The 25681-nt window shown below is 57.7% G+C and carries 18 protein-coding genes; 6 read left to right on the forward strand and 12 right to left on the reverse strand.

What is annotated here, in order from left to right:
• Positions 1-14: 14 nt before the first annotated feature.
• A complete protein-coding gene (locus G7Y41_RS07240) occupies positions 15-1280 on the reverse strand; it encodes a TadA family conjugal transfer-associated ATPase (protein WP_165315863.1) in 1266 nt (421 codons plus the stop codon).
• 143 nt (positions 1281-1423) lie between these two features.
• On the opposite strand from G7Y41_RS07240, the gene G7Y41_RS07245 reads away from it, so the two are divergent.
• Positions 1424-2536: a phosphotransferase gene (locus G7Y41_RS07245; protein WP_165315864.1), complete on the forward strand. Its 1113-nt coding sequence runs from the start codon at positions 1424-1426 to the stop codon at positions 2534-2536.
• On the opposite strand, the gene G7Y41_RS07250 is transcribed toward G7Y41_RS07245, so the two are convergent.
• From G7Y41_RS07250 to G7Y41_RS07260, 3 genes are read right to left on the reverse strand one after another with little or no spacing between them, the layout of a single operon-like run.
• Positions 2533-2703 carry a hypothetical protein gene (locus G7Y41_RS07250; protein WP_165315865.1) on the reverse strand — a complete coding sequence of 57 codons (171 nt, stop codon included), beginning with the start codon at positions 2701-2703 and terminating at the stop codon, positions 2533-2535. The two genes, G7Y41_RS07245 and G7Y41_RS07250, sit on opposite strands and share 4 nt — an antisense overlap.
• A complete protein-coding gene (locus G7Y41_RS07255) occupies positions 2690-6175 on the reverse strand; it encodes an ATP-dependent helicase (RefSeq protein WP_165315866.1) in 3486 nt (1161 codons plus the stop codon). Before G7Y41_RS07255 ends, G7Y41_RS07250 begins: the two co-directional genes overlap by 14 nt.
• Before the next feature lie 9 nt (positions 6176-6184).
• A complete protein-coding gene (locus tag G7Y41_RS07260; protein ID WP_165315867.1) occupies positions 6185-9382 on the reverse strand; it encodes a PD-(D/E)XK nuclease family protein in 3198 nt (1065 codons plus the stop codon).
• Positions 9383-9460: 78 nt separating this feature from the next.
• Here G7Y41_RS07260 and G7Y41_RS07265 point away from each other — a divergent pair, with 78 nt between their 5' ends.
• Positions 9461-9685: a DUF3107 domain-containing protein gene (locus G7Y41_RS07265; RefSeq protein ID WP_165216145.1), complete on the forward strand. Its 225-nt coding sequence runs from the start codon at positions 9461-9463 to the stop codon at positions 9683-9685.
• A 43-nt stretch (positions 9686-9728) separates the two neighbouring features.
• Here G7Y41_RS07265 and G7Y41_RS07270 read toward each other — a convergent pair whose 3' ends face one another.
• The gene (locus G7Y41_RS07270; RefSeq protein WP_165216148.1) at positions 9729-10358 is read right to left on the reverse strand and encodes a ferritin-like fold-containing protein; all 630 of its coding nucleotides are present in this window, start codon (positions 10356-10358) and stop codon (positions 9729-9731) included.
• 231 nt (positions 10359-10589) lie between these two features.
• Here G7Y41_RS07270 and G7Y41_RS07275 point away from each other — a divergent pair, with 231 nt between their 5' ends.
• Complete coding sequence (locus tag G7Y41_RS07275; RefSeq protein WP_165315868.1) at positions 10590-12368, forward strand: DEAD/DEAH box helicase; 1779 nt, start codon at positions 10590-10592, stop codon at positions 12366-12368.
• Between the two features lie 197 nt (positions 12369-12565).
• On the opposite strand, the gene G7Y41_RS07280 is transcribed toward G7Y41_RS07275, so the two are convergent.
• From G7Y41_RS07280 to G7Y41_RS07305, 6 genes are all read right to left on the reverse strand, one after another.
• Positions 12566-13384, reverse strand: a complete 819-nt coding sequence (locus tag G7Y41_RS07280; protein WP_165315869.1) for a hypothetical protein — start codon at positions 13382-13384, stop codon at positions 12566-12568.
• Positions 13384-14124 carry an ABC transporter ATP-binding protein gene (locus G7Y41_RS07285; protein WP_442984211.1) on the reverse strand — a complete coding sequence of 247 codons (741 nt, stop codon included), beginning with the start codon at positions 14122-14124 and terminating at the stop codon, positions 13384-13386. The genes G7Y41_RS07280 and G7Y41_RS07285 overlap by 1 nt, the downstream gene beginning before the upstream one ends.
• Positions 14088-14468, reverse strand: coding sequence for a GntR family transcriptional regulator (locus G7Y41_RS07290; RefSeq protein WP_165216157.1), 381 nt, complete (start codon positions 14466-14468; stop codon positions 14088-14090). The genes G7Y41_RS07285 and G7Y41_RS07290 overlap by 37 nt, the downstream gene beginning before the upstream one ends.
• A gap of 346 nt (positions 14469-14814) precedes the next feature.
• On the reverse strand, positions 14815-15447 hold the full coding sequence (locus G7Y41_RS07295) for an ABC transporter ATP-binding protein (protein WP_165315870.1): 633 nt from the start codon (positions 15445-15447) through the stop codon (positions 14815-14817).
• A gap of 40 nt (positions 15448-15487) precedes the next feature.
• Positions 15488-16654: an ABC transporter permease gene (locus G7Y41_RS07300; RefSeq protein ID WP_165315871.1), complete on the reverse strand. Its 1167-nt coding sequence runs from the start codon at positions 16652-16654 to the stop codon at positions 15488-15490.
• A gap of 3 nt (positions 16655-16657) precedes the next feature.
• Positions 16658-17980: an ABC transporter permease gene (locus G7Y41_RS07305; protein WP_165315872.1), complete on the reverse strand. Its 1323-nt coding sequence runs from the start codon at positions 17978-17980 to the stop codon at positions 16658-16660.
• A gap of 629 nt (positions 17981-18609) precedes the next feature.
• Between G7Y41_RS07305 and G7Y41_RS07310 the strand changes: the two genes are divergently transcribed.
• Positions 18610-19788: a SpaA isopeptide-forming pilin-related protein gene (locus G7Y41_RS07310; RefSeq protein WP_196819488.1), complete on the forward strand. Its 1179-nt coding sequence runs from the start codon at positions 18610-18612 to the stop codon at positions 19786-19788.
• 185 nt (positions 19789-19973) lie between these two features.
• On the opposite strand, the gene putP is transcribed toward G7Y41_RS07310, so the two are convergent.
• Entirely contained in the window at positions 19974-21575 is a 1602-nt protein-coding gene (gene putP / locus G7Y41_RS07315) for a sodium/proline symporter PutP (RefSeq protein ID WP_165315873.1), read from the reverse strand.
• 298 nt (positions 21576-21873) lie between these two features.
• Here putP and G7Y41_RS07320 point away from each other — a divergent pair, with 298 nt between their 5' ends.
• Both G7Y41_RS07320 and G7Y41_RS07325 read left to right on the forward strand, forming a co-directional pair.
• Positions 21874-25359: a proline dehydrogenase family protein gene (locus tag G7Y41_RS07320; protein WP_231367268.1), complete on the forward strand. Its 3486-nt coding sequence runs from the start codon at positions 21874-21876 to the stop codon at positions 25357-25359.
• 45 nt (positions 25360-25404) lie between these two features.
• Positions 25405-25608: a hypothetical protein gene (locus tag G7Y41_RS07325; protein ID WP_165315830.1), complete on the forward strand. Its 204-nt coding sequence runs from the start codon at positions 25405-25407 to the stop codon at positions 25606-25608.
• The last annotated feature ends 73 nt before the right edge of the window (positions 25609-25681 follow it).

A 25681-nucleotide genomic window follows, 5' to 3' on the forward strand; every position in this document is an offset into this window, starting at 1 on the left:
CTCACTTTCACGGCTCATGGCACGGGCCTTCCCATTGGGTCCGCATATGCCCGACAACGTTGTGATTCGTCATGCCCTTGCGGATCCGGGAGCACCTCATCGAGCGGGATCCCCACGGCGGCAAAACGCTCGGCACAGTCGAGGGACCCCTGTCCTCTGACAAAGTCTTCGCCGTTCCACGCCCACAGTTGCTCTGTTGCAAAGCCGTGACCAGTGTTTTTTCTTCCCACCGAGACGATCTGCGTGATTCGGCGCTCTCCGTGCGGGTCGCGGTCAACATGACAGACAAGATCGACGCTGTCGGCAACCGTTGGAACAACGAAGTCCCTCGTGACGTTCTCGCCGGCAAGTAGCGACAGCAGCGCGATCTTTTCACAGGCCTGCCGGGCGGAATTCGCGTGGATCGTTGCCAGCCCCGGAATCCCCGCATTGAGCGCAAGAAGGAGATCAAGAGCTTCAGGTCCGCGGACTTCACCGACAATCAGGCATTCGGGACGCATCCTGAGGGTTTCGCGAACGAGATCACGAAGAGAAATCTCCCCTTTGCCTTCCAGGTTTCCCGGACGGGTCTGAAGCGCAACGCAATCCCAGTTCGTCAGCCCCAGCTCGAAGACCTCTTCACAGGAAATCACCCGACGGACCCGTGGAATCTCCCCCGCGAGTGCCCGAAGCACCGTGGTTTTTCCTGCCTGAGTGGCCCCCGAGACAACGATCGACAGGCCGGCAACCACGGATGCGTGGAGGAACTCAGCCATCGGAGGCGAACACATCCCTGCTGATTGAAGGTCCTGGAGTGTGCGCGTGGCGTGCAAATGTTTGCGGATATTCACCACCCATGACGTCCCCGTGACCGGTGGAATCACCACATGAAGGCGCTCACCCGAGGCGAGCATTGCGTCAACAAAGGGCTGCGAGAGATCAACGCGTCGCCCCGAGTGGTGCAGCATCCGTTCGACAAGGAGACGAACGTTACTTTCCGACAGAATCAGGGACGTCAGCTCAGGTTTTCCCCCGCGTGCCACAAACACGCGTGTCCCTGAATTGATCCATATTTCTTCAACATCGGGGTCGTCAATGAGTCCCTGGATCGGTCCTAGTCCCGTGATCTGCGTGAGGATTGCATCGACGTGCTGCTGACGTTGAAGGCGATCAACGGGACCGGAAAACGCGTCGACGGCTTCTTCAACAATCAACCGCATCTGTTCAGTGCGCGTCACCGCTTCGATGTCGCGCGACGCCAAGGCATGACGGATCCACTCAATGTGACGTTCGTAGCCCATAGCATCTCCTTGCGTCGGCGTGATCCGTTGACTGTGAATTCGAGTACGACGCTAACAACGGAGGGTCTTGTGGGCTATCCCCAACCTGCGACCTGTGGATAAAAATCGGAGCAACCTGTGGATGCTCGTTGTACGGTGATGTAATGACCAAGTCACCTCTCGAATTGGCGGCGCTCGCGACCGCTGCCGTCCCAGGTATGCAGGTCGAGCGCCTGTGCAGCCCCCAGTATGACGACGAGGTGATGTCTGTTACCGGAATCGTTGATTCTTCAGGGAACCGTTGGGTGGTGTCGTGCCCTCATGATGCGATTGGTGGCCTCGACCTCGCCGCTCAGTCGGGGCTCCTCGAACGCCTCGCCAAGGCCTATGACGTTAAACGTATTCCTTTTGATGTTCCACGGATCCACGGGATGACAACCACTCATGCGGGCGATCGCATCATGGTTCATCAAAATCTTGGGGGCCGAGCGTTGACGGACGCAGATTTCTCAGATCCGCACATTCTTCCCGCTTCCCTGGGTAGAGCACTGGCTGCTCTGCATAATCTGCCGCCGAAGGTGTACACCGGCATCGATCTTCCGGCGTATTCGGCAATTGAGTGTCGGGACCGACTGATCGCCCTCGTTGACGAAGCTGCCGAGCAGGTGCTCATTCCCGCGAACCTGTGGAATCGGTGGGAAGCAGCTTTCGATGATGTGGCGCTGTGGCGTTTCCCCGCCGCCCCCATTCACGGTGATTTGCAGCAGACCAATCTCGAAGTTGATCATGGTTCCGTTTTGGGGATGGGCGGGTTTGGTTCCGCGCACGTTGGTGATCCCGCCGTTGACATCGCGTGGATTCTCGCCCAGGCAAGCGATGAGTTCTTAGATCGTTTCGTTGAAGCTTATTCGCGTGACCGCTCGTTCGTTGACCTGCATCTGATCACTCGCGCGCAGTTGCTGTCCGAACTCGCGATTGTTCGCTGGCTGGTTCACGGTATTCACGCCCAAGACAGGTCGATCATCGCGCAGGCGCAGGAGATGCTGTCGGATTTGTCGATGGATCTGGGAGATGACCAGTTGGTGCGCCGCCCCTCCCCCATGATGTCACCATCTGCCCAGGACTCCTCGGCCTCGTCCCCGGAGGAACAGGGGCAGGACCCGTCGGAACTGGACAGATTCGATGACACGCCGAATCCGCAGGCTCAGGATGGAGCCGATGAGGAAATTCCCACCGAGCCCCTTTCACTCGACATGCGCAGCGATCTTCATGATTAATTAACGAGGACGAGCGCGCAGCTCTTGCGGCCAAGGGTTTCCCTTGCGCACGCCTGCGCGACGCGTAACTGGACTCGCGCACGAAATACACACGGAATAGACACGGGCGTCCCGGCAACAATATGTGCTGTTGGCGGCACGGCTGCCTCGACCTCAGGGAGATTCATGAGTGTTCCTGCCCTCAAATGCAGCCGTGACAAGCTGAGAAAGATCCTCGTCGGGGCTGATTCCCGCTCGCTTTTCCACGTCACTCAAGGAAAAACAGCTCTTTGACGAGAGGAAAACCACCTCGGCCTCGACAGTTGATTCCTCAATGCCCATCCGGTCGGCCCAGGCCTTGCGGTACAGGCGTAACTGCGTCACGTAGTAGCGCAGGACGGAAGCTGATGAGTGCTCCCCGATGGGTCGCCCGGATTTCCAGTCAACAACTCGGAAACGACCGTCTTTCTCGCGGAACACGGCGTCAATTCGACCGCGCACCGAAATCCCGCCGATGTTCACGCTGAAAGGTTCTTCGATCCCCACGCAGTCACGCTGAGTGAACGCTAGTTCGCGGAAATGGTCCTTGAGTATGTCGAGGCGGCAACGCTGATCGTCGTCGAGGCTGTCTTCCGATTCGATGGGTTCCTCACTCGGCTCCCCTGCTCCCCTGTGCAGTTGACGTTCAATCCACGCGTGGAGAATTGTTCCCAACTCCGAATACTCCGATGGTTTCGTTGGAATTGGACGGCGAATCTCACGTGCGAAAGCCTCCGGGTCTTCCAAGAGAGACGACACCGAGGTTGCTGGCAGCGCATCCTGTTCGATCACGAGGACGCGGCGTTCCTGACGAAGCCTCTCCTCTTCAAGCAGCGCTGTGACGTCACGAACAGCCGGGTCATCTCCCATGTCACGCAGCAGAGTGAAAACATCGGCATCCGTGCGCATCTCGCGGATTTCTGCCCCAACTCGCTCAGCCGTCTCAACGATGCGTTGCCTCGACGGTCCCGGATTCACCGGGAAATTCTCCGATGCTTCTCGCACACGCAGATCCGCAACCGTCTCAGGATCAGGCTCAGAAGCAATTGCCTCGTTGAGGGTGCAACGGTCTTCCGTGAGCCTGTCACGCGTTGTCGGCGCAACCACGAGCACCGCTCGAAGAGTGTCCGTCAGGAGAGCTTCCGCTTCCTCTGCTGCCCCCTCAATGGAGTGTTCTTCGATATTCTCGCCTTTCGCGTTCGCTGCGCGAGCGTGCGTCAGGGCAACGGTTGCGTGGTCGACCACCTGAGCAAGAGGGGATACAGCAAGTTCACCGTCACCAGCATCCAATGCCGTGTCGATCGTCGAGGCAAGAGAATTGCGCGCGTTCATCAAATAGCGAGAGGGGCCGCAAACGCGGGCTCCCGTTCCCACCCACGAACCAACAAGAAGTTCGGCGTGCTTGGCTCGCGTCAGGGCGACGTAAGCGAGACGCCGTTCTTCACGCTCATGATGCTGCGCCAGCCTGAGGCCATAGTCGGCGTCAAGCCAGTTCTTGAACTCGGTCGACGGTTTCTTCTCACCGGAATACACGGGGAAGAAATCCGGCAGGTCGTCGTAGTCGCGCCGGATCGGATGAGGGAGCTCGCCAGGAAGACCTGTGACCCAACCGGGTCGAGAGGACAGCTCCTCATTCCAGGAAACGACCTTCGTTCGATAATTCGGGAACGTGGATTCGCTGAGCATCGCAACGACAACGGCATCCCATTCAAGTCCTTTCGACGCGTGAATCGTCATGATCTGCACTGCGTGGGGATCGGGTTCTTCAATGGGGAAATCCAAACCGCGTTCTTCCTGCTCTGCCATGTCCAACCATGTGAGGAAAGCCGAAAGCGTTGCCTGCGGCATCGTTGCGTGGAATTGGACGGCAACATCGACGAAGGCATCCAACGCGGCACTTCCACCGGTAGACAGTGGGTCGGCAATTGCGTCATCGCGGATCCCCATGATCGACATGGCCCGTTCCACCTGGTCCACCAGTGAACGCCCCACACCGTGACGCACCGAACGAAGACGTGAACCAAGGAGTCGGATTCGTTCGCGTCCTTCGGCACTGAGACGAAGCTGTGAATGCCGTGATGTCCATTCCGGATGGGGAGGCTCATCCACCGCGTCGATGAGGATGCTGTCGTGCCGATCGCGTCCCTGCGATTGAGCGAGTTCTCGAGACCACGCTCCCAGCGCGGCGTAGTCCGCGACCCCTAGGTCAAGGTTAGCCAGAAGCCGAGCGAGCCACGGTGAGTCCGTGGGGTCGTTTGCCAGGATCAGCGCGGCACGCAAATCAGAAACAACAGGCTGCTGAAGGAGCCCACCAAGCCCAACCACCTGAGTGGGGATTCCCTTGTCCCGCAGCGCTCTGTCGATCGGGGCAAAATCTTGACGCCGCCGACACAGGACCGCCACGGAAGGATATTTCCCTCCAACCGGTCTGCGCTGAGCATGAACGAAATCGACAATACGGTCCAGTTGCTCATCCATTGTCACCGGATAGGCAATGTCCACAGTTCCCGGGGAGGCACTAGAACGCGCCACAAGGACGGGTGAATCCGCAACGCTCCCTTCAGATCTCAGAGGTGAAGCAACAGCGTTGGCGGCCACAAGAATTTTCCTGTCGTTACGCCATGCTTTTGACAGCGGCAATACATGCGCGCCGGTGTCGGCGCCGTCAGATCGAAAACAGCTGAGGAACTTTTCCAACGACGATGCCGACGCTCCGCGCCACCCGTAGATCGCTTGGTTCGGATCACCGACGGCTGTGACCGGATGATCCCGGAACACCGTGGAGAGCAGTTCCATCTGAATAACAGAGGTGTCTTGAAATTCGTCGAGGAGAACGACGCGGTGTTCTCGCCGCAACTGTTCACACACGCTCGCAGATTCGCTGACGATGCGATGTGCAAGCGTCAGTTGATCTGAAAAGTCAAGGACCCCCATATCTCGCTTACGCTCATGAAACACGCGGATCGGATCGAGCAGAGCCAGCCGGACCGCATTGGTTTCCTGTGCCCCGCGCGCAGCAGCGTTACCTGTGCCCGCCTGGGAGAGCTCCTGGGAGAGCTCGTCAAGCATCAGATGCGTCTCGTCGAGATTGAGCCCGTGGTCAGCCATCTGCCCTGCAAGACTCAACGCCGCATCAACTGCCGACCCAATCGACAAAGATTCGCTCAGCGGCTCAGGCCAGTTCTCCATAATGTCCGTCATGATCTGAACGGACTCAGCCTGTGATAACAGCCGGAAATCCGGATCAACACCAATAGCGAGGCCGTGTTCGGCAACGATCCGCTGAGCAAAAGAGTTGTAGGTGAGGGACACGGGTTCGTCCTCGTCCCCTACATCCGTCCCGAACTCGTCGGCGAGCACTCGTAGGCGCCCTCGTAACCGATCCCCTAACTCCCCCGCGGCTTTGCGCGTGAATGTAAGTCCGAGGACCGAGGACGGAGTGATGTCGTGGTGATTAGCCACCACCCACAGAACACGCATCGACATTGTTTCAGTTTTCCCTGAACCCGCACCTGCGACCACAAGCAGTGGCTCAAGTGGAGCCTCGATGATCTTCACCTGTTCGGGAGTAGGAACAACCCTGGGATCAACAATTTTCTGTATCTGTGCCGCACTAATCATGTAGACCCCTCACTCAACTGTCCGTCGGCCCTGGTCTTTTGCCGGGCACAGGTATGTGAATGCACAGAACCGGCATGCCGCATCCGATGGCGTCGCGGCAAAGCGTGTTTTCTTTGCTTCGCTCGCAAAAGAGGCAAGCCGATCGCGCCACTGTTGACGGGTGTCATCGTCAAGAGGTTTCTGTGTCCGGATCTCTGGTTTCTCATTCCCAAGGAACACCAGTTGTGCTGCGACAACAGTGATCCCCTGCTCCTCCAGAGCAAGCTGATACGCCGCAAGCTGCGCATGCTCTTGAGCGGCTTTCTTGGTAATTGGCTTTCCGGTTTTGAGATCGGTGAGTCGAACGCCGCCGTCAACGTGTTCAATCCGGTCGATCCGACCCGAAATCATCACATCTGCCACATCAGCTCGGATCTGTTTTTCAACCTCCACGTCCACAGACGCGGGGACACCGCCGATGTAGTGCGCGAGAGCATCGGCAACTCCGCGGGCATGCTGGATATCCACTGCCCCAGCCCACGTCGTCTCGTCGTAGCCCAATTCCTCAAGATGGGCATCAAGTTCCGCGCGAATCTCTTCCTCATCTCCATGCGGATGTTTCTCGGCGATCGCATGGATCACGCTCCCCAGTGTCTGCGCGTCTCCCGCTGAAGGTGACGCATTCACTGAGGTAAGGAACCATTTGAGGGGACATTCGAGTGCGGATTCGAGTTGCGACGGTGACAGGACGATCCGCGCACCGATGGGCTGATCCGACGAAAGCGTTCCCGACGATCCCATCCACCGCCGCGGTTGGGCAGCGGCAATCCCCTCACGTGCAAGCAAGGCAAGAAGCCTGATCGCCGTTTCTTTCTCTGGAGATTCTCCATCGGCAGCGGCAACGCGCCTGAGCGCTGCAATTTGACCGGGAAGATCCAACGGCGGTGGCACTTCTTCCAACGGAACCGATGCATCGACGCGTTGAACATTCGTATACCTGGCGATGGTGTCGAAGAATGTTGACGGCGCTTGCTCGGTGGCGCGCACGCTTCCGACGTGGAGAACACGGGTCGACCGAGACACAGCTGCCACGAGGAGCCGTCTCTCATCATCAAGCACCGCGCGGCGAGCCGCATGTGGGTCATCAACGAGGACGGGTTGGCCTTGAGCGGAAACTCCGACGCGTCCGGAATTGAGATCTGAGATGAGGTCGGCGCGCAGGATCCTATCCCTGAGTCTGAGGTTCGGCCAGGCTCCATCCTGAAGTCCAAGAATGGCAACGACCTGCCAATGCCGCCCCATTGCTTGAGCGGGGGTGAGCACCTCGACTCCGGGAGGACGAATACCGATTCTCGTTACCGTATCGACGGGGATATCGTCTGCGAGCTGTTCACGGGCAAAGGTCACCGCGTCCGCTGTGAGGTGACGCTGTTCCCAAATGTCCGCCACACGCATGAGGGCAACGACGGCATCCAACTGATCATCGCACCACGGAGCATCCTCTCCCCCACTCATGGCGCGATCCTGCCATTGGGCAGCGACCTGTGCCGCGTCCCAGAGATCCCACAGTGCACGTCGTGGACGGATGCCTGATCGTCCTCGTAAAGACCACAGCTTCGCCGCAGTTTCCAGCGCCTTGATCGTTGGGGGATCCGCATGTGGGTGGATCAGTTCCGGGTTTTCCACAACATCAACGAGGCTGATCCGCGATGGGCTGGAGGCGTTTTCCGCATCGGCAGATTCTGTATGTGTCTGAGCTGGCTCTTGGGGGCGGATTGATGCTGCTGACGAGGCTGAGGCGTGGCAGGCACGGAGTGTCCGATACATCGTCAGCGGGTCAACTCCGATAAGCGGAGAGGTCACGAGATCGGAAGCAAGCTCATTGAGCTGATCGGCCTGTGAGGAATCCACTGCGGACACTGGTGCGGCAAGGAGATCCAGGAGCACGCGTGTGACGGGCTGTCGAGCAAAAGCGAACGCCCGTGACGCTGTATCAACGGGGATGCCCGCGCGAACAAGGTATCGGGAGAATTCCTCAGCCATCGCCGCGGACCTGACGATGACCGCCTGGTCATGCCACGCCACGCCCTCGTGGAGGTGATGACTGCGGAGTTTCCGGGCGATCAGCGCCCCCAGTTGTGCATTCGTTGCCGTCACATGTACATCGACGGACCCTGGAAGATCTGAGTCGACGACTGAGGCTTCGCGCCTGGTCGAAGGTCCGGACTGAGTGATGGAACTGGCCAGACGCTGGATCAGACCGCGGATTTCACGAGGCTGACGAAAAACATCACCGAGTTCACCCATGCGACAGTTCAGAGCTGATTGCAGACGCAAATCAAGGTGTGGTTCGCCGCCACGATATGACGCAACGGCAACGTCGGAATCTGAAAATGCAACAATTCGGCAGCCCTGTGCATCAAGCGCCCGTAGAAGAGTGATCGTTGTGGGCGTGCAATCGTGGAGGTCGTCAACGACAACAACCCGAGGGATCGTTAGGTGACCATCCACGTGATGATCACCAGCATCACCGTGCCGTGAAGAGATGACCTGAGCTGCAAGTGACTGGATACGCGACAGATCAACGCGCAGAATGTCGGGATATTCAATCGAATGTTCTGCTCCATCGAGGTACTCCGTCAGAAGCGTCCCCGCAGCCTCCCACTGGGGCATTCCATAAGTCTTGCCCGCCGCAATGAGTTGGGGGCCGTCGATATCGGCTTCCCCTGCCCGAGCAAAAAGAGAGCGTAGCTCTGTTCGGAATCCCTGCATCTGTCGCATCTGTAGGGGAATCTGTTCTTCTGGCCAGGGCGCAGGCACTGTGGCGATGAGTTCGGCAAGAACCTGGTCTTGGCGTGCCCCCGTCATCAGTTCAACGGGACCACGAGGGTCACGTCGATGTGTTCTCCACTCAGAGACGATGTGGAATGCGAATGCGGCTGGCGTGCGCACAGGCCGAACCGTGGTTGGGGCCAGGGCCTGGGCACGTGCCATCAGCGCATCCGCGCGGGTTCGATCCGGAACGAGAAGAAGAGGGTCGAGGCCGCGCGTGTATGCATCGTGAAAGACGGCGAGGGCGGTCGTTGTCCGCCCGGAGGAAGGGGCACCGCGGACAACGAGATTTTCCTCGCGTGCGCCGTCAACCACGTTCTGCTGTTCGTTGCTCAGCTGTGGCAGCGCGAACCACCCCTCGGGTCGCGACTGAATCCGAACCTCTGTTTCGCTCATAGTGGAATGATGACAGAGACCATTGGCATTTGCGGCACGTAGCATAGGAACAGCGAGTTAACCATCGAGGAGGAAACGATGAAGGTTGTTATTGGTGTGCGAGATTCCGTCAGAGAAATCCCGCTGGACCTTGATCTGGATGCCAATGCGCTGCGTTCAACCGTAGAGAGGGCACTCCTGGACGGAGCGCTCATTGATCTCACCGACACCAAGGGGGACCGCGTCCTTATTCCCGCAGCATCAGTTGCATTCATCCAGATTTCGGAGCAGGAATCACGCCACGTCGGATTCCAGCTGAGTTAGCACGTGCGCAACCCGCACGTGCACACCCCACCAGACGCGCCGGCTATCCCTTGAGGGAAATCTCCGTCATCCGCTGACGATGCTGCTGTGTAATCCACTGAACGAGTTCGTCTTGGGCATCGGGGTCAGGGAGGAGATTCGGGTGGGTAAAAAGCGTTGACCGCACGAGGCCGAAGACCTCTCCGGCAACGCGCCGCGCCCACAGTGACAGGCGCGCCGCAAGTTGCTCATCCTCTAAGGTCTGAGGACCCAGGTGGTTTCGCGTCCACTCCCCCTGGTTGACGTCCCACCCCTTGCCTCCCAGCTGAGTCAGGTCGTGGTACTCCGCAATTTTCGACAGCATGTCCCCGAGGATTCCCACGGTGACGTAGGTTTTCACCAGGCGTTCAACCCAGGCGGTCGGTCGCGTTCGCGCATCAAGGTCGTCGTAGAGCCCGGAGAATTCTCCCGCGGCAGTCGCCAGATCGACACCGTGGGTTTGAGCCCATTTCTCCAGCTGCTCGAAGAGGCTGAATGCCTGCGCGGACATTCGCGCATTCTGCACGTGTGCCTCAATGGTGGGAGCCTGATCTCCGTCTTTCGCTAGGCGCGTCATCACGGCTAACGCAGAGTAGGCAACGAGTCCGAGGACTTCAGTATCGGCACCTGACAGTGGGTTGTGTTGAGAAGCCATAGAGCAACAGTAACGCTCAACGGCCTTTTGTGACACATGACCCACACGGTCATTTCTCATCACTGTGACCGGCTCCTCGCGAGCCGATCATGTGTTGACACGTAGAATGGCACTGACCACGGTTGACCGGTCGCTTGTGACTACTAGGCTTCGCGCCGGCACGGCGCTCAGATAATGCGCGATCGGCTGCCACCCCCACCCCGAGTGTTTTCGGGAGACAAGGCGATCGTCATGGCCACGATTTCTTCGGATGCTCCAGCGTCCACAGATACAGATTCTCAACGTCCCGTCAAACCCGTGGAGTATTCCGCAGGAGTCGTACGACTGGGCAATATCCGCGCGGTAACCACCGACGCAGATGCTACTCCCGATGTTACGAACACGGGAGACGAACATTTTGAGCAGAAGTCCTTCGCGGACTTTGGAGTCACCGATCCGATCGTTGACGCATTGGCAGAACGTGGGATCACGCATCCCTTCCCGATTCAAGCTCTGACGCTGGGCCCCGCCTTGGATCGTCACGACATCATCGGCCAGGCGAAAACCGGAACTGGAAAGACCCTAGGCTTCGGTATTCCCGTACTTGAGGACGTCATCGCCCCAGATGAGCCGGGTTTCGACGATTTGCTCAACCCGAATAATCCCCAAGCCTTGATTATTTTGCCGACCCGCGAATTATCCAAGCAGGTCGCTCAGGATCTGCGCGTCGCGGGGGCTAATCTCTCGACGCGCATCGTCGAGATTTACGGTGGTGTTGCTTTCGAGCCGCAGATCGACGCTCTTGAAAAAGGCGCAGACATCGTTGTTGGAACCCCCGGGCGCCTCATTGATCTGCTGCGCAAGGGCTATTTGCATCTGTCCGGCGTTGAAACCGTTGTTTTGGACGAGGCCGACGAGATGCTTGATCTCGGGTTCCTTCCCGACGTCGAGACGCTGCTCGCCCGCGTCCCGTCGAATCGCCACACGATGCTGTTCTCTGCAACGATGCCTGGACCTGTCGTCGCTTTGGCTCGGAAGTTCATGGAGCATCCAACTCATATCCGCGCGCAGGATCCGCAGGATCAGAATCAGACCGTTAACTCGGTCAAGCAGGTGATTTACCGTGCGCACGCGATGAATAAAATTGAGATTGTTGCGCGGATCCTTCAGTCCCAGGATCGAGGCCGCACGATTATTTTCTGCCGAACGAAGCGCACGGCCGCGCACCTGGGTGAGGATTTGACCGAACGCGGCTTTGCCGTGGGTTCACTCCACGGAGATCTCGGTCAGGGAGCTCGTGAGCAGGCGTTACGTGCCTTCCGCAAGGGAAAGGTGGACGTCCTCGTTGCCACGGATGTTGCGGCGCGCGGCATCGACGTTGACGATGTCACTCACGTCATCAATTACCAGTGTCCCGAGGATGAAAAGATTTATATTCACCGGATTGGCCGTACTGGTCGCGCAGGTCATTCCGGGACGGCGGTCACTTTCGTGGATTGGGATGATACGCCCAGATGGTCGCTCATTTCTAAGACGCTGGGGCTTGGCGTTCCCGAGCCCTTGGAGACCTATCACACCTCGCCCCACCTGTACACGGACTTAGATATTCCAGAAGGAACAACCGGGCGTCTCCCGCGATCGCGTCGTACCGCTGCAGGGCTTGGCGCTGAGGTTCTGGAGGACCTGGGTGGGCCTTCATCCAGGGGACGAGGACGAGCGCGCTCACCGCGCGCAGGCTCCCGGTCTGGTGGTCGTGGGAGCTCAGCTGGACGCTTCGGACGTGCCCGGTCTTCACGTGGTTCTTCGGGTGGTTCAGGGTCGGAACGTGCACATTATGGTGACCGTAACAGGACGTCGCGTGATGGCGATTCGAGTATTCAGCCGGGCACCCAGGGTCATTCTGATCGAGGGACGCGTGGCCGTGGTCGCGGCAACCACACATCCGCCGTGGATTCACCTCATGCATCGACCGGTCGGACTCGTCGACGCATCCGTAAGCGCGGCTCATCCGCTAGCGGATCGGAAGGCTAAACACGGTAGCCAGGTGTTCATGAGCGCCTGAATAGTGATCCAATGCTTCTGCCCTCAGTTTCTTGCGAAACTGAGGGCAGAACAAGCGGCTGGGAACCTTCGCAGCGAGATATTTCCAGCCGCCAAAAAGTGCAGCTGACACAGCCTCGTCCTGACGATCGGGGCTCCACAAGCACCCCGGCTCATCCACCGGTGTTTTACCGCAGCGAGGTCTTCCGGTTGATTGTTCGGGCACCCCACAGCGCCATGAAGAGTGTCCACAGCGGAAGAACGATGAAAAGACCAAGAGGCATCCAGCTGCCCTCACCCAGCCCGCTCGCACCGGGTCCAACGGTCATCATGAATATCGAGTCAAGTCGAAATTCGCGGGTCGTCATATTGATATTCATCGGGATGAAGAATGACGCAAGGGATATCACAAGTTGATTGGCGATGTAGGCAGCAATGATCGCGATGAATGCGGCTCCTGCTCCGAGGTGATTCCACCGTGCTTGTGCGCCGATAGTCATGGCCGCGGACATCGTGATCACCATGCATACAAGCCAGATGAAGGCAAGGAGGATCGCGAGGGACAAGGGGAGTGTGCCCGCATCTGTCAATGAGTCGACGACCGTTGTGATGATTGTCGAGACCTCTACTCCCCTATTCGTGGCGAATGCCCATGCATCGAAAAGCCCAAGAAGAATGGCGACAGCTGTCGAATAGATGCCGGCAATGATCGCGCGGAGAATTTTCACTGCAAATATCGTGTGCCCTTTGATGGGGAGGGTCATCGTGAAGTAGCCGCGTTCTCCGTACAGTTCCTGCCAGTAGTCGATCGCCGCCTCAACGAGAATGACAATGGGAATACAGAACGTGATCATGGCCATCAGCGGAAGTGCGATTGCCGCGAGCATCGGAACTTTCAGGGCGTGGATGCCACCGAGAACAAGGATGATCAGCGCGAGAGCACCCAGGTCCCGAAGGTCGCGTTTCCCTTGCTTGACCAGCTCATATCCGAAGTAGGTGCCAAACATCAGCGGTATTCCTTCCTGAAAATTGCGTCCAGAGACATTCCGTATTCGCTTCTGAGGTCATCTGCGTCACCGGTGAGCAAGATGGACCCGCCTCGAACGAAAACAACCTGATCAACAAAGCTTTCAATGTCCGTGATGATGTGAGTGGACATGACCATGAGAGCGTTGGGATCAAATTCGTGGAGGATTCCGTCGAGGAGAACCTCACGGGCCGCGGGGTCAACTCCCGAGATTGGTTCGTCAAGCAGGTAGACACGTGCGCGACGAGACATGACGAGGGCGATGCGCAGCTTCTCCCCCATGCCCTTAGACATTTCTTTGAGTGTTCGATCCTGAGGAAGCTTGAAGAATTCGACGAGATCACGAGCCTTTTCGGCGTCAAAGTCGGCAAAGAAGCGCTGGTAGAGATCGATCGCAGCGGGTGGAGTAAGTGCGGGATTGAGGAACTCCGCATCGGGAAGGTAGGAGACCATCGCCTTGGTTTCGGCTCCGGGAGCGCGGCCATCGATCGTGACGTCGCCGGTCCATTCAGCCAGGACACCGGCGAGGATCTTGAGCAAAGTGGTTTTCCCCGAGCCATTCTCACCGAGTAGTCCGACAATGTGCCCCGCCTCAAGGTCGAGAGAAACATCGGTCAGTGCCGGAATTTTTCTATAGCTTTTCGTTAGGTGAGAGATGGAAATAAGCGGTGTGGATGTCTGCATCATTGTGCGCCTCCTGTATCTGCGGTGTCGTCCCATCGGGTGGAAAGAAGTGCGAGAACTTCCGCTTGTTCAAGGCCGATTGCCGTGATTGCAGTAATGAACGTGTCGGTGGCTCCGACAGCGAGTTCATTGCGTGCCGCGGTGATTGCCTCTTCTTCACGGGTCACGAATCGGCCTGCGGTTCTTTCGGTTGTTGTCAGTCCTCGGGCGTCGATTGCTCCCAGGGCTCGCTGAACGGTGTTGGGATTGACTCCGGCTTCAAGTGCCAGGTCTCGGACACTGGGAATTTTGGATCCGATGGCCCATTCACCACTGACGATTCGACGAGTGAATTCTTCGGAGAGTTGAATCCAAATGGGCCTGGTGTCGTCGATTTTCACTTGTCCCCCCTTCCACCCACATCTGTATCACTGAACTAATACACTCATACAATGACACATCTCGCCCACTGTGTCAATCGATTAATACAATCAGCCGCCGATGACCACCCGTTAGAGTTGAGAATCCCAGGAATCGCGCAGGTGACCTGCGGCGATGCTCGTCCTCGTCAATGGGGAACGAGGACGAGGCGCCCGCCTTCAACACCCACTCTCGCCACATCACACACGTGCGGTGGCGCGAAGAACACCTTCACACCACCGCACTATTAGTCCCAGCAAGGGAACCCCACCGGAGAACTCTCGACCTCTAACGGCTCAGCTCATCGACCAACCGTCCGACGCGCACTCACTGACGAACGAGGTTGCGATTCTTCAATCGGAACACCACATCCGCTCTGTGTGCCAACTGCTTTGAGTGCGTCACCACGATCACACATTTGTCCTGTTCATGGGCGAGGCGCCGGAGAATCTCAATCATCTCCGCAGCCGTATCACCGTCGAGATTACCGGTCGGCTCATCAGCGAGAATCACAGGCGAATTCGACGCGAGCGCTCGAGCAATCGCCACACGCTGCTGTTGACCACCCGAGAGCTTCATGACATTACGTTTGGCTTCATCCTCAGAAAGACCAACATTGAGTAGGGAGTCGATTTTCGCCTTGGGATCAACCAATTTCACGTTTTCCAACGGCGTGAGGTAGTCAATGAGGTTGTAGTTCTGGAAAACCAGGGAAACATTGTGCTGGCGATGGTAGGCGTACCCACGCTCAGCCACGTCCTGACCATCGAGGAGAATCTTGCCTCGGGTCGGTTCGTCAAGACCGGCGAGTAGGCCCAGAAGCGTGGACTTCCCAGCCCCGGAATTACCAACGATGGCGTAGAAGGTTCCGGAGGTGAATTCCGCGTTGACGTTATTCAACACGCTTTTCTTCAGGCCGTGGTAGACGAAGCTGAGATTGTCGAGTTTCAGAGTGGTCATGATGATATTTCCTCTATTTCACGTATGAATGTACGAGCGCTTAGCTCATCTTGGAGAGAATCTGCTTCGGATGCAGACGTAGGATCGGAATCATCGCGATCAGCAGTGAAACCACGACAATTGCAAGGACTGCCACGAGAGAGAATGCAGCCGTGAGAACAAGGGCACCCCGTGAGACGCTCACATCACCAACGGCGGCAGTATTGACGGTATTGAGTACGTAACTGGATAAGGCATATCCAATACCTTCGCTGATGAACATCCCGATGACAAAGCTTGGGACCGCAAGCATCGTCAACTCAGTAACAAACTGAGCGAACAGCCGACGCTTGGAGTAGCCGATCGATAGGAGAACACCAACTTCGTGGATGCGCGAACGCGTCCAGAAAGTCAAGACCAGCACAAGGATTGCTGCGCCCGCAGCCAGTACCGCCCACAGAAGGCGCGAAATCAACGTTGTCACTCCAGCCACAGAGTCAAGGACAGCGGCCACACTTGAGTTGTTGTTCTTGAGCTCCAGTCCTTGCGCAAGATGCGCCTTGGCCTCTGTGATTGCCGCGTCAAGATGATGACGCGAGTCCGTGTAAAAGGTGGCAGTGCTCAGGGCATCTTTTCCGGCGAGTTTCTGCGCGCTCTTGAGGTCGGTGTAGATCGGCAGTTCACTATCGGAGGGCGCTGTTTCGGTGAGTGCATAGATCCCCACGATGCGACACGTGATGCTCTCATCGTCCCTGGTCAGTGTCAGTTCGTCACCGATTGTTAGCTTCTGTGCAGCGGCAAAGGGTTCAGCGATCACCGCGCCCGTACCGTCACGAAGTTGAGTGACGGCGTCGTCACCACCTTGTTTGAGTTCAGACTCTTTCTTTGTGAAGGTGGGGAGTTCTAAAAGATCACTGACTCCCAGTACCGATTGGAAATGCCCTTCGGCATTTTCTGCTGAGGTATCGAGCGTGAAGTTGTGGCCGGACACATGCGGGGTAGACAGCAGGGCGTCGACAGCTTTCTGCTGAAAATCCCCCGCTGGGGATGTCACCGTGAAACCAGGCCTGATCTGGTTTTCAGCGGCTTGAGTAATTGCGGTTAACGTACTTGTTATCACTCCTTGTAAGACAAACACCCCTGAAATGAGGATGATGATCAGAGCGAGGACGACGCTCTTCGTGCGTCGGCGCGTTACAGCGAAAAACGCTTGGTTCCAGAATGTCATGGACTATCCAATCTGCGTCAGGAGCTGCTTGGGCTCCTTGGTCAGCATCGGCAGAGAGGCGATGAGAGTAGCGATGACGATGAGGACCAAACCCGCGATACCCACGGTGATGAGGTAGCTCGGATCCACTGTGACATCCACGTGATCGATGGTCTTTTGGAAGGTCGACGTTGTGAAGTCCGCGCCGAGGTTATAGCCACCTCTTCCTCGTTCAGCAGCCTCTGCGGAGGCACGTGAAACGATGTTGTTTCCTAGGGCTTGAGCAACCAGCTTGGATGTTCCAAATGATGCGGCTAACGCCAGAACAAATATCATCACGTTCTCGGTGACGTACTGGGCAAAAATTTTGAGCTTGCTGACCCCGGTTGCCAAGAGAATTCCTGTCTCTTTGCGACGCTCATTGAGCCAGAGGAAGAGGACGAGGGCGAGTGCGGCAACCGCAAAAAGGGCCGTACCGATGAAAGTGGCTCGCAGCAGCGAGTGAATTCCTTCCAGCGCGGCGCCGATTCCACCGAACAGTTGAGAGTTCTTGTGGAGGAGGTATTTCTCCCAATCAAAGGGCAGCTTCTGCGCTTCCTGCATGACTGAGTCGAGATCACCCACGCTCTTCACAAAGAAGATGGCTTCGTGGTAGTACTCGGTCTCCGGATTTGTTCCGTTGATCGTGCGACCGGTGTCAAGATCAGTAAAAACCGCATTTTGGTACAGTTCCGTGCGCAGCGTCGCACTGGGGCTTCCTTGGCCAGAGAACATCCCCACGATTTCAGCATCGACAGAAGCCGTTGAATGGAAACGATTTTCCGCATCGTATTCATTGGCCTTAAACGTCAGGGAGTCGCCGATCTTCAAGTGATTTTTAGCGGCGAACTCCTCATGTACCAAGATTTTGTGGTGGTCTTTCTCAGTGAGGTGACGCCCTTTCGTCAGGGTGAATGTTCCTGCACGGAATGCGGTTGACAAGTCAGAGCGACTGACAGCGTTCATCGGTACCGCATTACCGTATTTCTCTTCTTCTGCCCTGGAATAATCCTCTGCCTGACCCGGGAGTCGGAAAATTTCAGCGTTGACAACGTCAGCAACCGCAGAGTTCATCGTCGCAACATAGGATTCCACCCCCGGAAGCTGAGCGATTGCGTCGATCTGGGCGCGCGTGACCGTGCCTCCTCCACGCGCCGTACCGAGGTTCGTCATCCGATTGTTCTCAAGCATGAAACCCGACAGGAGCTTGGAGCTGAGATCATCACCTGCATTCGCCGCTGACTCACGCACAGCGAAAGTTGAGAGCAGCAGCGTTGATGCGATGAGGAGGACTAAAAAGATGGTCAACGATTTGACCAATTTACGAGAAGTGTGAAGCCACGCTCGCCGAAAAAATGACATCTGAGAGGAATCTTTCGTACTAGTTTCAGTATCAATCGGCCTCATCGTATGAAGCACCTCTGTGAATTCGCTGTAAGACACCGGGGAGATCACCAGAAAGGCAACGGCCTACCGTTACGAACCTTCATCGGTGCCCGCTCGTGACGACGAACCGACTGGGCATCACCTCGGCAAGGATTCCTTCACCGCACGCACGGCAGGAGTACACGTCTGAACAAGAGGGACTTTAGTCTCACATTTCCTACCCTCTGAGCTTTTCCGTCCGTGAAATACACACATCTCACTGGAAAAGTCCTCACTTACACAAATTTTCAAGGAATTTTCTCAGAAATTCCCGTATGCTACGACGTGCATCTGTGGGCTCATCTAAGTGGCCGCGACCTGGCTTTTTACTGCTAGAGACCCCACGTGGATTGACCGGAGAATGTGCATGAACCACACCATCACTCATCGCTGCCGCCCCGCTGCGGCTGCGATCCTCACCTTGGGACTCCTCATATGGATCACACTCCCAAAATGGTGACATCATCGCCTCCGGATATTACGATCCCACGGAGCATCGAGCCGTTTACGTCTTGACAGACAAGGTCAATAGCCGCGAATCGATCACACTTCGCTTCCAATCCGGTGACACCCTCAATTATCAGAAGTTCACCAACAGCGGCACCTACACCTTCACCAATAATTTCGCAGGGACAGATTACAGCTACACCTACGATGTTCCTTTCGATGGGAACACCTACTACGCCGAAGATCGGATGAACGAGGGATACGGAATTTCCCCCTATCTCCCCGAGTACGATCCGCGTTCAGGTGACTACACCCAGCTCTTCCACCTCAAAACTCTCGCTGAGCCGAGGACAGGCGTAGATCTCAGCGTCAGAGCCCGTTCCCTCAGTGACAGCGGTCCTGCACCTGAGGTCTCAGTGTATGAAGTACCTGCCGGCTACACCTTCCCAGACAGTTTCAATGCCGACATCAGTGCACTCACAAACGTGACTGGAGAATTTACAGTTGCCGAACGCGGAAACGGTTTCTACACACTGCGCTCGACGTCAACAGCTGCCAGCGAATACTTCGTGGTGGTGCGAGGCCAGCAGAAGGGAGTCAACACGTCAACGTGGGAGCAGGTATCTCTGCGCGCCTCTTTCACAGGATCCGATGTTGAGACGCAAGCTAACTCCTCGGTGTTCTACAGGGGTGCCGAAGCTTTCGGCGAACTCAGTGACATCATCCCTGCGAAGTACATCACGGTCACCAAAGTGGATGCGAAGAACGGAACAGGACTTCCTGGCGCCGAGTTCGATATCCGCAAGAACGGACACGTTGTCGCTCACCTGGTCACAGATTCAGAGGGAAAGACCACAAGTCCGCTTCTTCCTCTCGGCGAGTACACGGTCGTAGAGACGAAAGCACCTGTCGGATACGTGCGCGCCCCCTCAACCAGTGATGTGAACCTCATTAACGAGGGCGATTCCCTCGTTAATAGGGTTGTGAAAAACGAGGCCGAACCCGCTCCGGAGCCAGAACCGACACCTCCACCGACACCGGAGCAACCGGTGGAGCCGAAGCCCACACCCAAGCCGACTCCTCCCAGCTCGAAAACTCCCCCACCTGCGACTAAGGCTCAGGCAAAATCCACCTTGGCGTCCACAGGTGTCTCGTCCGTCAATGGACGACTGGCGGGTGGAGCAGCTGCTGGCCTGATCACGGGCGCTCTCTTCCTCCGCTGGGCAGGCAGACGCAAACCCTAAAAACTCCCCACGACACGCCGCCAGACACATATTTTGTTCATTCCCCCTCGCTGAGAGCACGCGGGCCCTACAATTGGAAAGGGAACGAGAATTAGAAGTGCTTCCCGGAAGGTCGACTGGATGATCCAGTTCTTCCTTCTGGGAAGCACTTCGTTTTGCACTGAGGCTGCACTGCTGACTCAGTCTTATGTCGCAGGAAGTTCGCCCTCGCTGTCACCCTCAGCCACGAGGGTGGCCGAGCGCGGCTCGTAGCCGTCGGGGTTGTGACGGGTAACCTCGCGAACCTCGGCCACCGCCTCCACGTGGCGGCTCCAGTCCTTCGTCAGCTCAAGAGCGGTCTCGAACTCTTTCTCAACGATCGGGTTGGGCCGATAGATCAGCTTCGAGATGACGACCGTAACGACCAAGTTGACGACGAAGCCGGGCACAATTTCGTACAGGTCGAACATGCCACCTGCGATGTTGCCCCACACGGCGACGGTCACGGCGCCCATGACCATACCAGCGAGTGCTCCAAAGCCGGTGAGCTTGCGCCAGTAAAGAGCAAGGATGATTGTCGGACCGAAAGATGCGCCAAATCCAGCCCATGCGAAAGCAACTAGGCCCAGGATTGTGTCATTCGGATTGAGTGCCAAACCTCCGGCGAGGAGGGCGATACCCGCCACCGAGATGCGCGAGAGCAAGACGCCCGCCTTGGCAGAGAGCTTGCGCTTGGTGAACGTCATGTAGACATCTTCGATGAAGGCTGAGGAACTCACCAGGAGCTGGGAGGAAATCGTGGACATGATGGCCGCGAGGATGGCGGCGAGCATGAAGCCCGCAAACAGCGGGTGGAAGAGCATCTGACCAAGGACGATGAACACTTGCTCAGAGCTGGCCAGAGCGGACTTGTCATGCTTGAAGATCGCCACACCCACGAGCGCCGTTAAGAGCGCACCGAAGACGGCCAACAGCATCCAGCCAATGCCGATACGGCGGGCCGAGGTGGACTCTTTCGGATTGCGCAGCGCCATGAAACGCACGATGATGTGAGGCTGGCCAAAATAGCCCAGACCCCAGGCCACCGCGGAAATGAGGCCCATGACCGTTGCACCCTTGAGCGGTTCGAGGAGCCCGGGATCCACGCTGCGCACACCCTCAAGCATGTTGTCGAAGCCGCCGACGTAGATGATTCCCATGACCGGGACCATGACGAGGGCGAGCAACATGAGGAACCCCTGCATGGCGTCGGTATACGAGACCGCGAGGAAGCCACCGACCAGTGTGTAGAACACGGTGATTGCAGCGATGATGAGCATTCCGACCTTGTAGTTCACACCGAATGCGCCCTCGAAGAAGGTGCCGCCAGCCACCATGCCGGAGGAGACGTAGAAGGTGAAGTAGAACAGGATGATGAAGCCGGAAATAATACGCAGAGTGTGTGAAGAATCACGTAGGCGGGAATCCAGGAAGGATGGGACGGTGATCGAATTGTTCGACACCTCGGTGTAGGAGCGCAGGCGCGGGGCCACAAACTTCCAATTCAGCCATGCACCAACCGTCAGACCGATCGCGATCCAGAACTCGAATACGCCAGATAGGTAGAGGGCACCGGGTAGGCCCATGAGGAGCCATCCGGACATGTCAGAGGCTCCGGCGGAAAGCGCCGCAACCGCGGGGTTGAGCTGGCGTCCGCCAAGCATGTAGTCATCAACGTCGGAGGTGCGGCGATATGCCCACAACCCGATTCCGATCATGACGAGGAAGTAGATGATCATCGTGATGATCTGCCACGTGGTACCGCTCATCAATAACCTCCCTAAAGGTTGTTGGACTGTGTTGTATCGTTGCATCATTGCGTCATTGCCTCATTGCAATGTTGGGAACACAGTCGGTATAGTTGTCTCGTAACCTTACATCACAAGCTGCACCTTGCGATGTGAAACGAAGGCTTGCGAAAGCGAGGATACAGGAAAATCCCTCGATGTCGAGAGAGTTTCGAAAATTCGTTCTCAAGTCGACAAAAAGTGACCCTCTCGCCTTTTAGAATCGAACAACTGTGACGGCCCTAGCCGGACGCCACTGACTGCAAAGATGGAGAACCACGTGGCAACGTTGAAAAATGACGTCGATTTTTCGAAGGTGGCGAACAGCGCCATCACCCAAGCAAAGACGTGGGCACGCCGCTCCGCGTCTTTCCCAGAAGACCGCGCCGGGAACCTACTGTCTCAAGTCCTCAAAGATGAGGGCGGACTAGACTTCACCGTCCAGTTCGTTGACGGCGTGATCCGACCCGAAGATCCAAAGACCCGCGCAAAGAATCTGCGCAAGCTCACCACGAAGCCAGCACGATTCCTGCCTTCCTACCTCTCGCTGCCGGCGAAGGTCGGCGGAGTCCTTGCCCCGGCTTGCCCTTCGTTCATCACGGACGCCGCCTTTCGTGTCTTCCGTATGCTTGTGGGTAACCTCGTGCTCGATACAACGCCGAAGAAGCTCGGCCCGGCGGTCAAGAAGCTCCGCGCCGACGGCTCACGACTGAACCTCAATCTGCTCGGGGAAGCCGTGCTCGGAAAGAAAGAAGCCGCACACCGCCTCGCGGCCGTCACCGAGCTACTTGAGTACGACTTCGTTGACTACGTGTCGATCAAGGTTTCCTCGGTGCTTGGCGTTCACAATCCTTGGGGGTATCAGCAGGCCGTTGACCAAGCAATCGAGGCGCTCTTGCCGCTGTACCGCACCGCGAAGAAGGGCAATAAGTTCGTCAACCTCGACATGGAGGAATACCACGACCTCCATCTGACCATCGACGTCTTCACCGGGATCCTCAACCGCGAAGAGTTCAAGAACCTCAAAGCCGGCATCGTGCTACAGGCCTACCTGCCCGACGCCCTCGGCGCGATGGAGGAGATCCAGGACTGGGCTGCCAAACGCGTGGCTGACGGCGGTTCACCGGTCAAGGTACGCCTGGTTAAGGGTGCGAACCTGCCGATGGAACACGTCGACTCCGTCATGCACGGCTGGAAACTGGCCGTCCAGCCGTCCAAGGCCGCAACGGACGCCAACTACATGCGTGTTCTTGAGTTCGCGTTGCGCCCCGAGCATGTCAAGAACGTCAATCTCGGCATCGCCGGGCAGAACCTCTTCACTCTCGCTTTCGGCCTGAACCTCGCCAAGGAACGCGGCATCAGCGAAGGCTTCGAGGTGGAGATGCTCAAAGGCATGGCCACCAACCAAGCTCAGGCTATTCGCGAGGACGTCGGCCAGATTCTGTACTACGTGCCCGTGGTTGACCCATCCAACTACGACGTGGCGATCTCTTACCTGGTCCGCCGCCTAGAGGAGTCCGCGGCGCACGAGAACTTCATGTCCGGTGTCTTCGATATCGCCACGAACGATGCCATCTTCGCCCGCGAACGCAACCGCTTCGCCACCGGCGTTGTGGCAGCTTTCCCGGAGGCCGACCTGGCCGAGAAGATGAGCCCGGTCAACGAGGTGCCGCAGTTGAGCTTTGGCCCCAACCGCCGCCAGAACCGTTTGACGGACGAGGTGGAGCTCATGGACAGCTTTGCCAACACGGCCGATTCGGACCCGTCACTGCCGGCAAACGTCGAATGGGCAAACACAATTTTCGCCAAGATGGGCAATTCGCAGCTGGGCGTTGCCGAGGCAGATGCAGCGCGCGTGCGCACCGTTGCTCAGATGGAGGAGATCGTGGCCGAGGCCCGGCAGGCTGCGCCGGGATGGGCGGCCACCACGGGCGCTGAGCGTGCCAAGATTTTGCGCCGCGCAGCCCAGGTGTTAGGTGAGCGCCGCGCCGAGCTCATCGAGGTCGCTGCCTCCGAGTGCGGCAAAGTCGTCGGCGAGGCCGATATCGAGGTCTCCGAAGCGATCGACTTCGCCAACTACTACGCGGACTTGGCCGAGGAATTGGACGAAATCGAGGGTGTGCGCTTCTCCCCCGCCCCGGTCACCGCGGCGATCCCGCCGTGGAACTTCCCGCTCGCAATCCCGGCTGGTTCGGCGCTCGCGCCGCTGGCCACCGGTTCCGTGGTCCTGTTTAAGCCTGCCGAGCAGGCGCGCCGCTGCGGTGCCGTGGTTGCTCAAGCCCTGTGGGATGCGGGTGTGCCCAAGGATGCGTTGTATCTGGTAGATATCCATCCGGAGGAGATTGACGAGGTCGGTAAGTCCCTCGTGACAGCCTCTGATCAGGTGATTCTCACTGGATCAATCGACACAGCCAAGCTGTTCCGCTCCTGGGAGCCGGACCTGAAGATCTTTGCGGAGACCTCGGGGAAGAACGCCATCATCGTTACCCCGCAGGCCGACATCGACCTCGCAGCGAAAGACGTTGTTCAGTCCGCCTTCGGGCACGCCGGCCAGAAGTGTTCGGCCGCATCACTGTGCATCCTCGTGGGTGCGATGGGTAAGTCAGAGCGCTTCATCAACCAGGTGGTTGATGCTGCCGAGTCACTTGTGGTGGATTGGCCAACCAATCCCAGCACCGAAATGGGACCGATCATTGAGCCTGCAACAGGCAAGCTCAAGCGCGGCCTCACTGAGCTTGAGCCGGGTCAGACGTGGTTGCTCAAGCCCCGCCAGCTCGACGATTCAGGACGCCTGTGGTCTCCCGGTATTCGCGACGGCGTACGCCGCGGTCAAGACGCTCACCTGACGGAGTACTTTGGTCCAGTCCTAGGCATCATGCGTGCGGAAACCCTGGAGGAGGCCATCGCCTTGCAAAACGAGGTTCAGTTCGGCCTCACAGCCGGCCTGCATTCTCTTGACCCGGAGGAAATCACCCGGTGGCTGGCAAAGGTTAAGGCAGGAAACGTCTACGTCAACCGCGGGATCACGGGTGCGATCGTGCGTCGCCAGCCCTTCGGTGGATGGAAGCGTTCACAGGTGGGCACCGGCTCAAAGGCAGGAGGCCCGAACCACCTCATCGGCCTGTGCCGCGTTGAACCGGCCCCCGTGGGTCCTGCGGACGACAAGCTCACGGCGCTGACTTTCCCCGCCCTGGCCGGCTTCGACAAGGTCGCCGACAAGGTTCCTTCCGAGCATGTTGATGCCTATCGCAGTGCACTGCGCAGCGCAGAGAAAGCTCTGAAGGAGCACTACCTTGCCAGGCGCGATGTGTCGGCGCTGGGTGTGGAGAAGAATGTCTTCCGCTACATGCCTACTGCTGTCACGGTCCGTCTCGAAGACCCAGAGACATGGTGGGAGGTTGCCCCGATGGTCGCAGCATCCCTTACCGGTAAGACGAAGATCGAGCTCAGCGTAGGAGATGACCTGCGCGACACCATTGCCCAAGCTTTCCGCTCCGCGGGGGCTACGGTCAATGTCGAATCGACCGACCAATGGCTGGCGAACATCGCCCGTCGACCTGATGTGGGCCGCAAGATTCGTTACTTCGGCCCGAATCCGCACTCCGTGGCCGAAGCCGTGGGTGGCTCAGTGGACGTGACGATCTATTCCGATCCGGCCACCGGAAACGGCAGGGTGGACCTGCGTCCGTTCTTCCTTGAGCAAGCGGTTGCGGCCACAAACCACCGCTTCGGAGACCACACCAAGCTCCTTGATGGCGTGATCTAAGGCCGGCCCCGGCAGTCATGACATGCTCCCCGGAGGTTGGACTGATTGAATCAGTTCCTTCTTCCGGGGAGCATCCATGTCACGGCATTACACAACTTCAGCGACAACATCGTCATCCGCACCGATCCTGCCGGGAACGTCAAACCCGACGGAGAAAAGTCCACCGAGAAAATCAACGGCGTGGTGGCCACCATCATGGGACTTGGACTGCAATCACAACCGCAATTTCTGCCTGGAATTGGGAAGTAGCTGCTTCTACGATTGCACGAGCTTTGGGGCCGGCTTTCATCGAGAGATTTGGAAAAGCTACTGGAGGTCCGGC

This window comes from Schaalia sp. ZJ405, assembly GCF_011038885.2.
Taxonomy (GTDB): Bacteria; Actinomycetota; Actinomycetes; order Actinomycetales; family Actinomycetaceae; genus Pauljensenia.

What these genes read in the sequence shown, in the direction of transcription:
- G7Y41_RS07240 (WP_165315863.1), bottom strand. Translation starts at nt 1,280, where the DNA reads ATGGGCTACGAACGTCACATTGAGTGGATCCGTCATGCCTTGGCGTCG.
- G7Y41_RS07245 (WP_165315864.1), top strand. Translation starts at nt 1,424, where the DNA reads ATGACCAAGTCACCTCTCGAATTGGCGGCGCTCGCGACCGCTGCCGTC.
- putP (WP_165315873.1), bottom strand. Translation starts at nt 21,575, where the DNA reads ATGAGCGGTACCACGTGGCAGATCATCACGATGATCATCTACTTCCTC.
- G7Y41_RS07275 (WP_165315868.1), top strand. Translation starts at nt 10,590, where the DNA reads ATGGCCACGATTTCTTCGGATGCTCCAGCGTCCACAGATACAGATTCT.
- G7Y41_RS07300 (WP_165315871.1), bottom strand. Translation starts at nt 16,654, where the DNA reads ATGACATTCTGGAACCAAGCGTTTTTCGCTGTAACGCGCCGACGCACG.
- G7Y41_RS07285 (WP_442984211.1), bottom strand. Translation starts at nt 14,124, where the DNA reads ATGGGACGACACCGCAGATACAGGAGGCGCACAATGATGCAGACATCC.
- G7Y41_RS07265 (WP_165216145.1), top strand. Translation starts at nt 9,461, where the DNA reads ATGAAGGTTGTTATTGGTGTGCGAGATTCCGTCAGAGAAATCCCGCTG.
- G7Y41_RS07250 (WP_165315865.1), bottom strand. Translation starts at nt 2,703, where the DNA reads ATGAATCTCCCTGAGGTCGAGGCAGCCGTGCCGCCAACAGCACATATT.
- G7Y41_RS07295 (WP_165315870.1), bottom strand. Translation starts at nt 15,447, where the DNA reads ATGACCACTCTGAAACTCGACAATCTCAGCTTCGTCTACCACGGCCTG.
- G7Y41_RS07260 (WP_165315867.1), bottom strand. Translation starts at nt 9,382, where the DNA reads ATGAGCGAAACAGAGGTTCGGATTCAGTCGCGACCCGAGGGGTGGTTC.
- G7Y41_RS07280 (WP_165315869.1), bottom strand. Translation starts at nt 13,384, where the DNA reads ATGTTTGGCACCTACTTCGGATATGAGCTGGTCAAGCAAGGGAAACGC.
- G7Y41_RS07270 (WP_165216148.1), bottom strand. Translation starts at nt 10,358, where the DNA reads ATGGCTTCTCAACACAACCCACTGTCAGGTGCCGATACTGAAGTCCTC.
- G7Y41_RS07255 (WP_165315866.1), bottom strand. Translation starts at nt 6,175, where the DNA reads ATGATTAGTGCGGCACAGATACAGAAAATTGTTGATCCCAGGGTTGTT.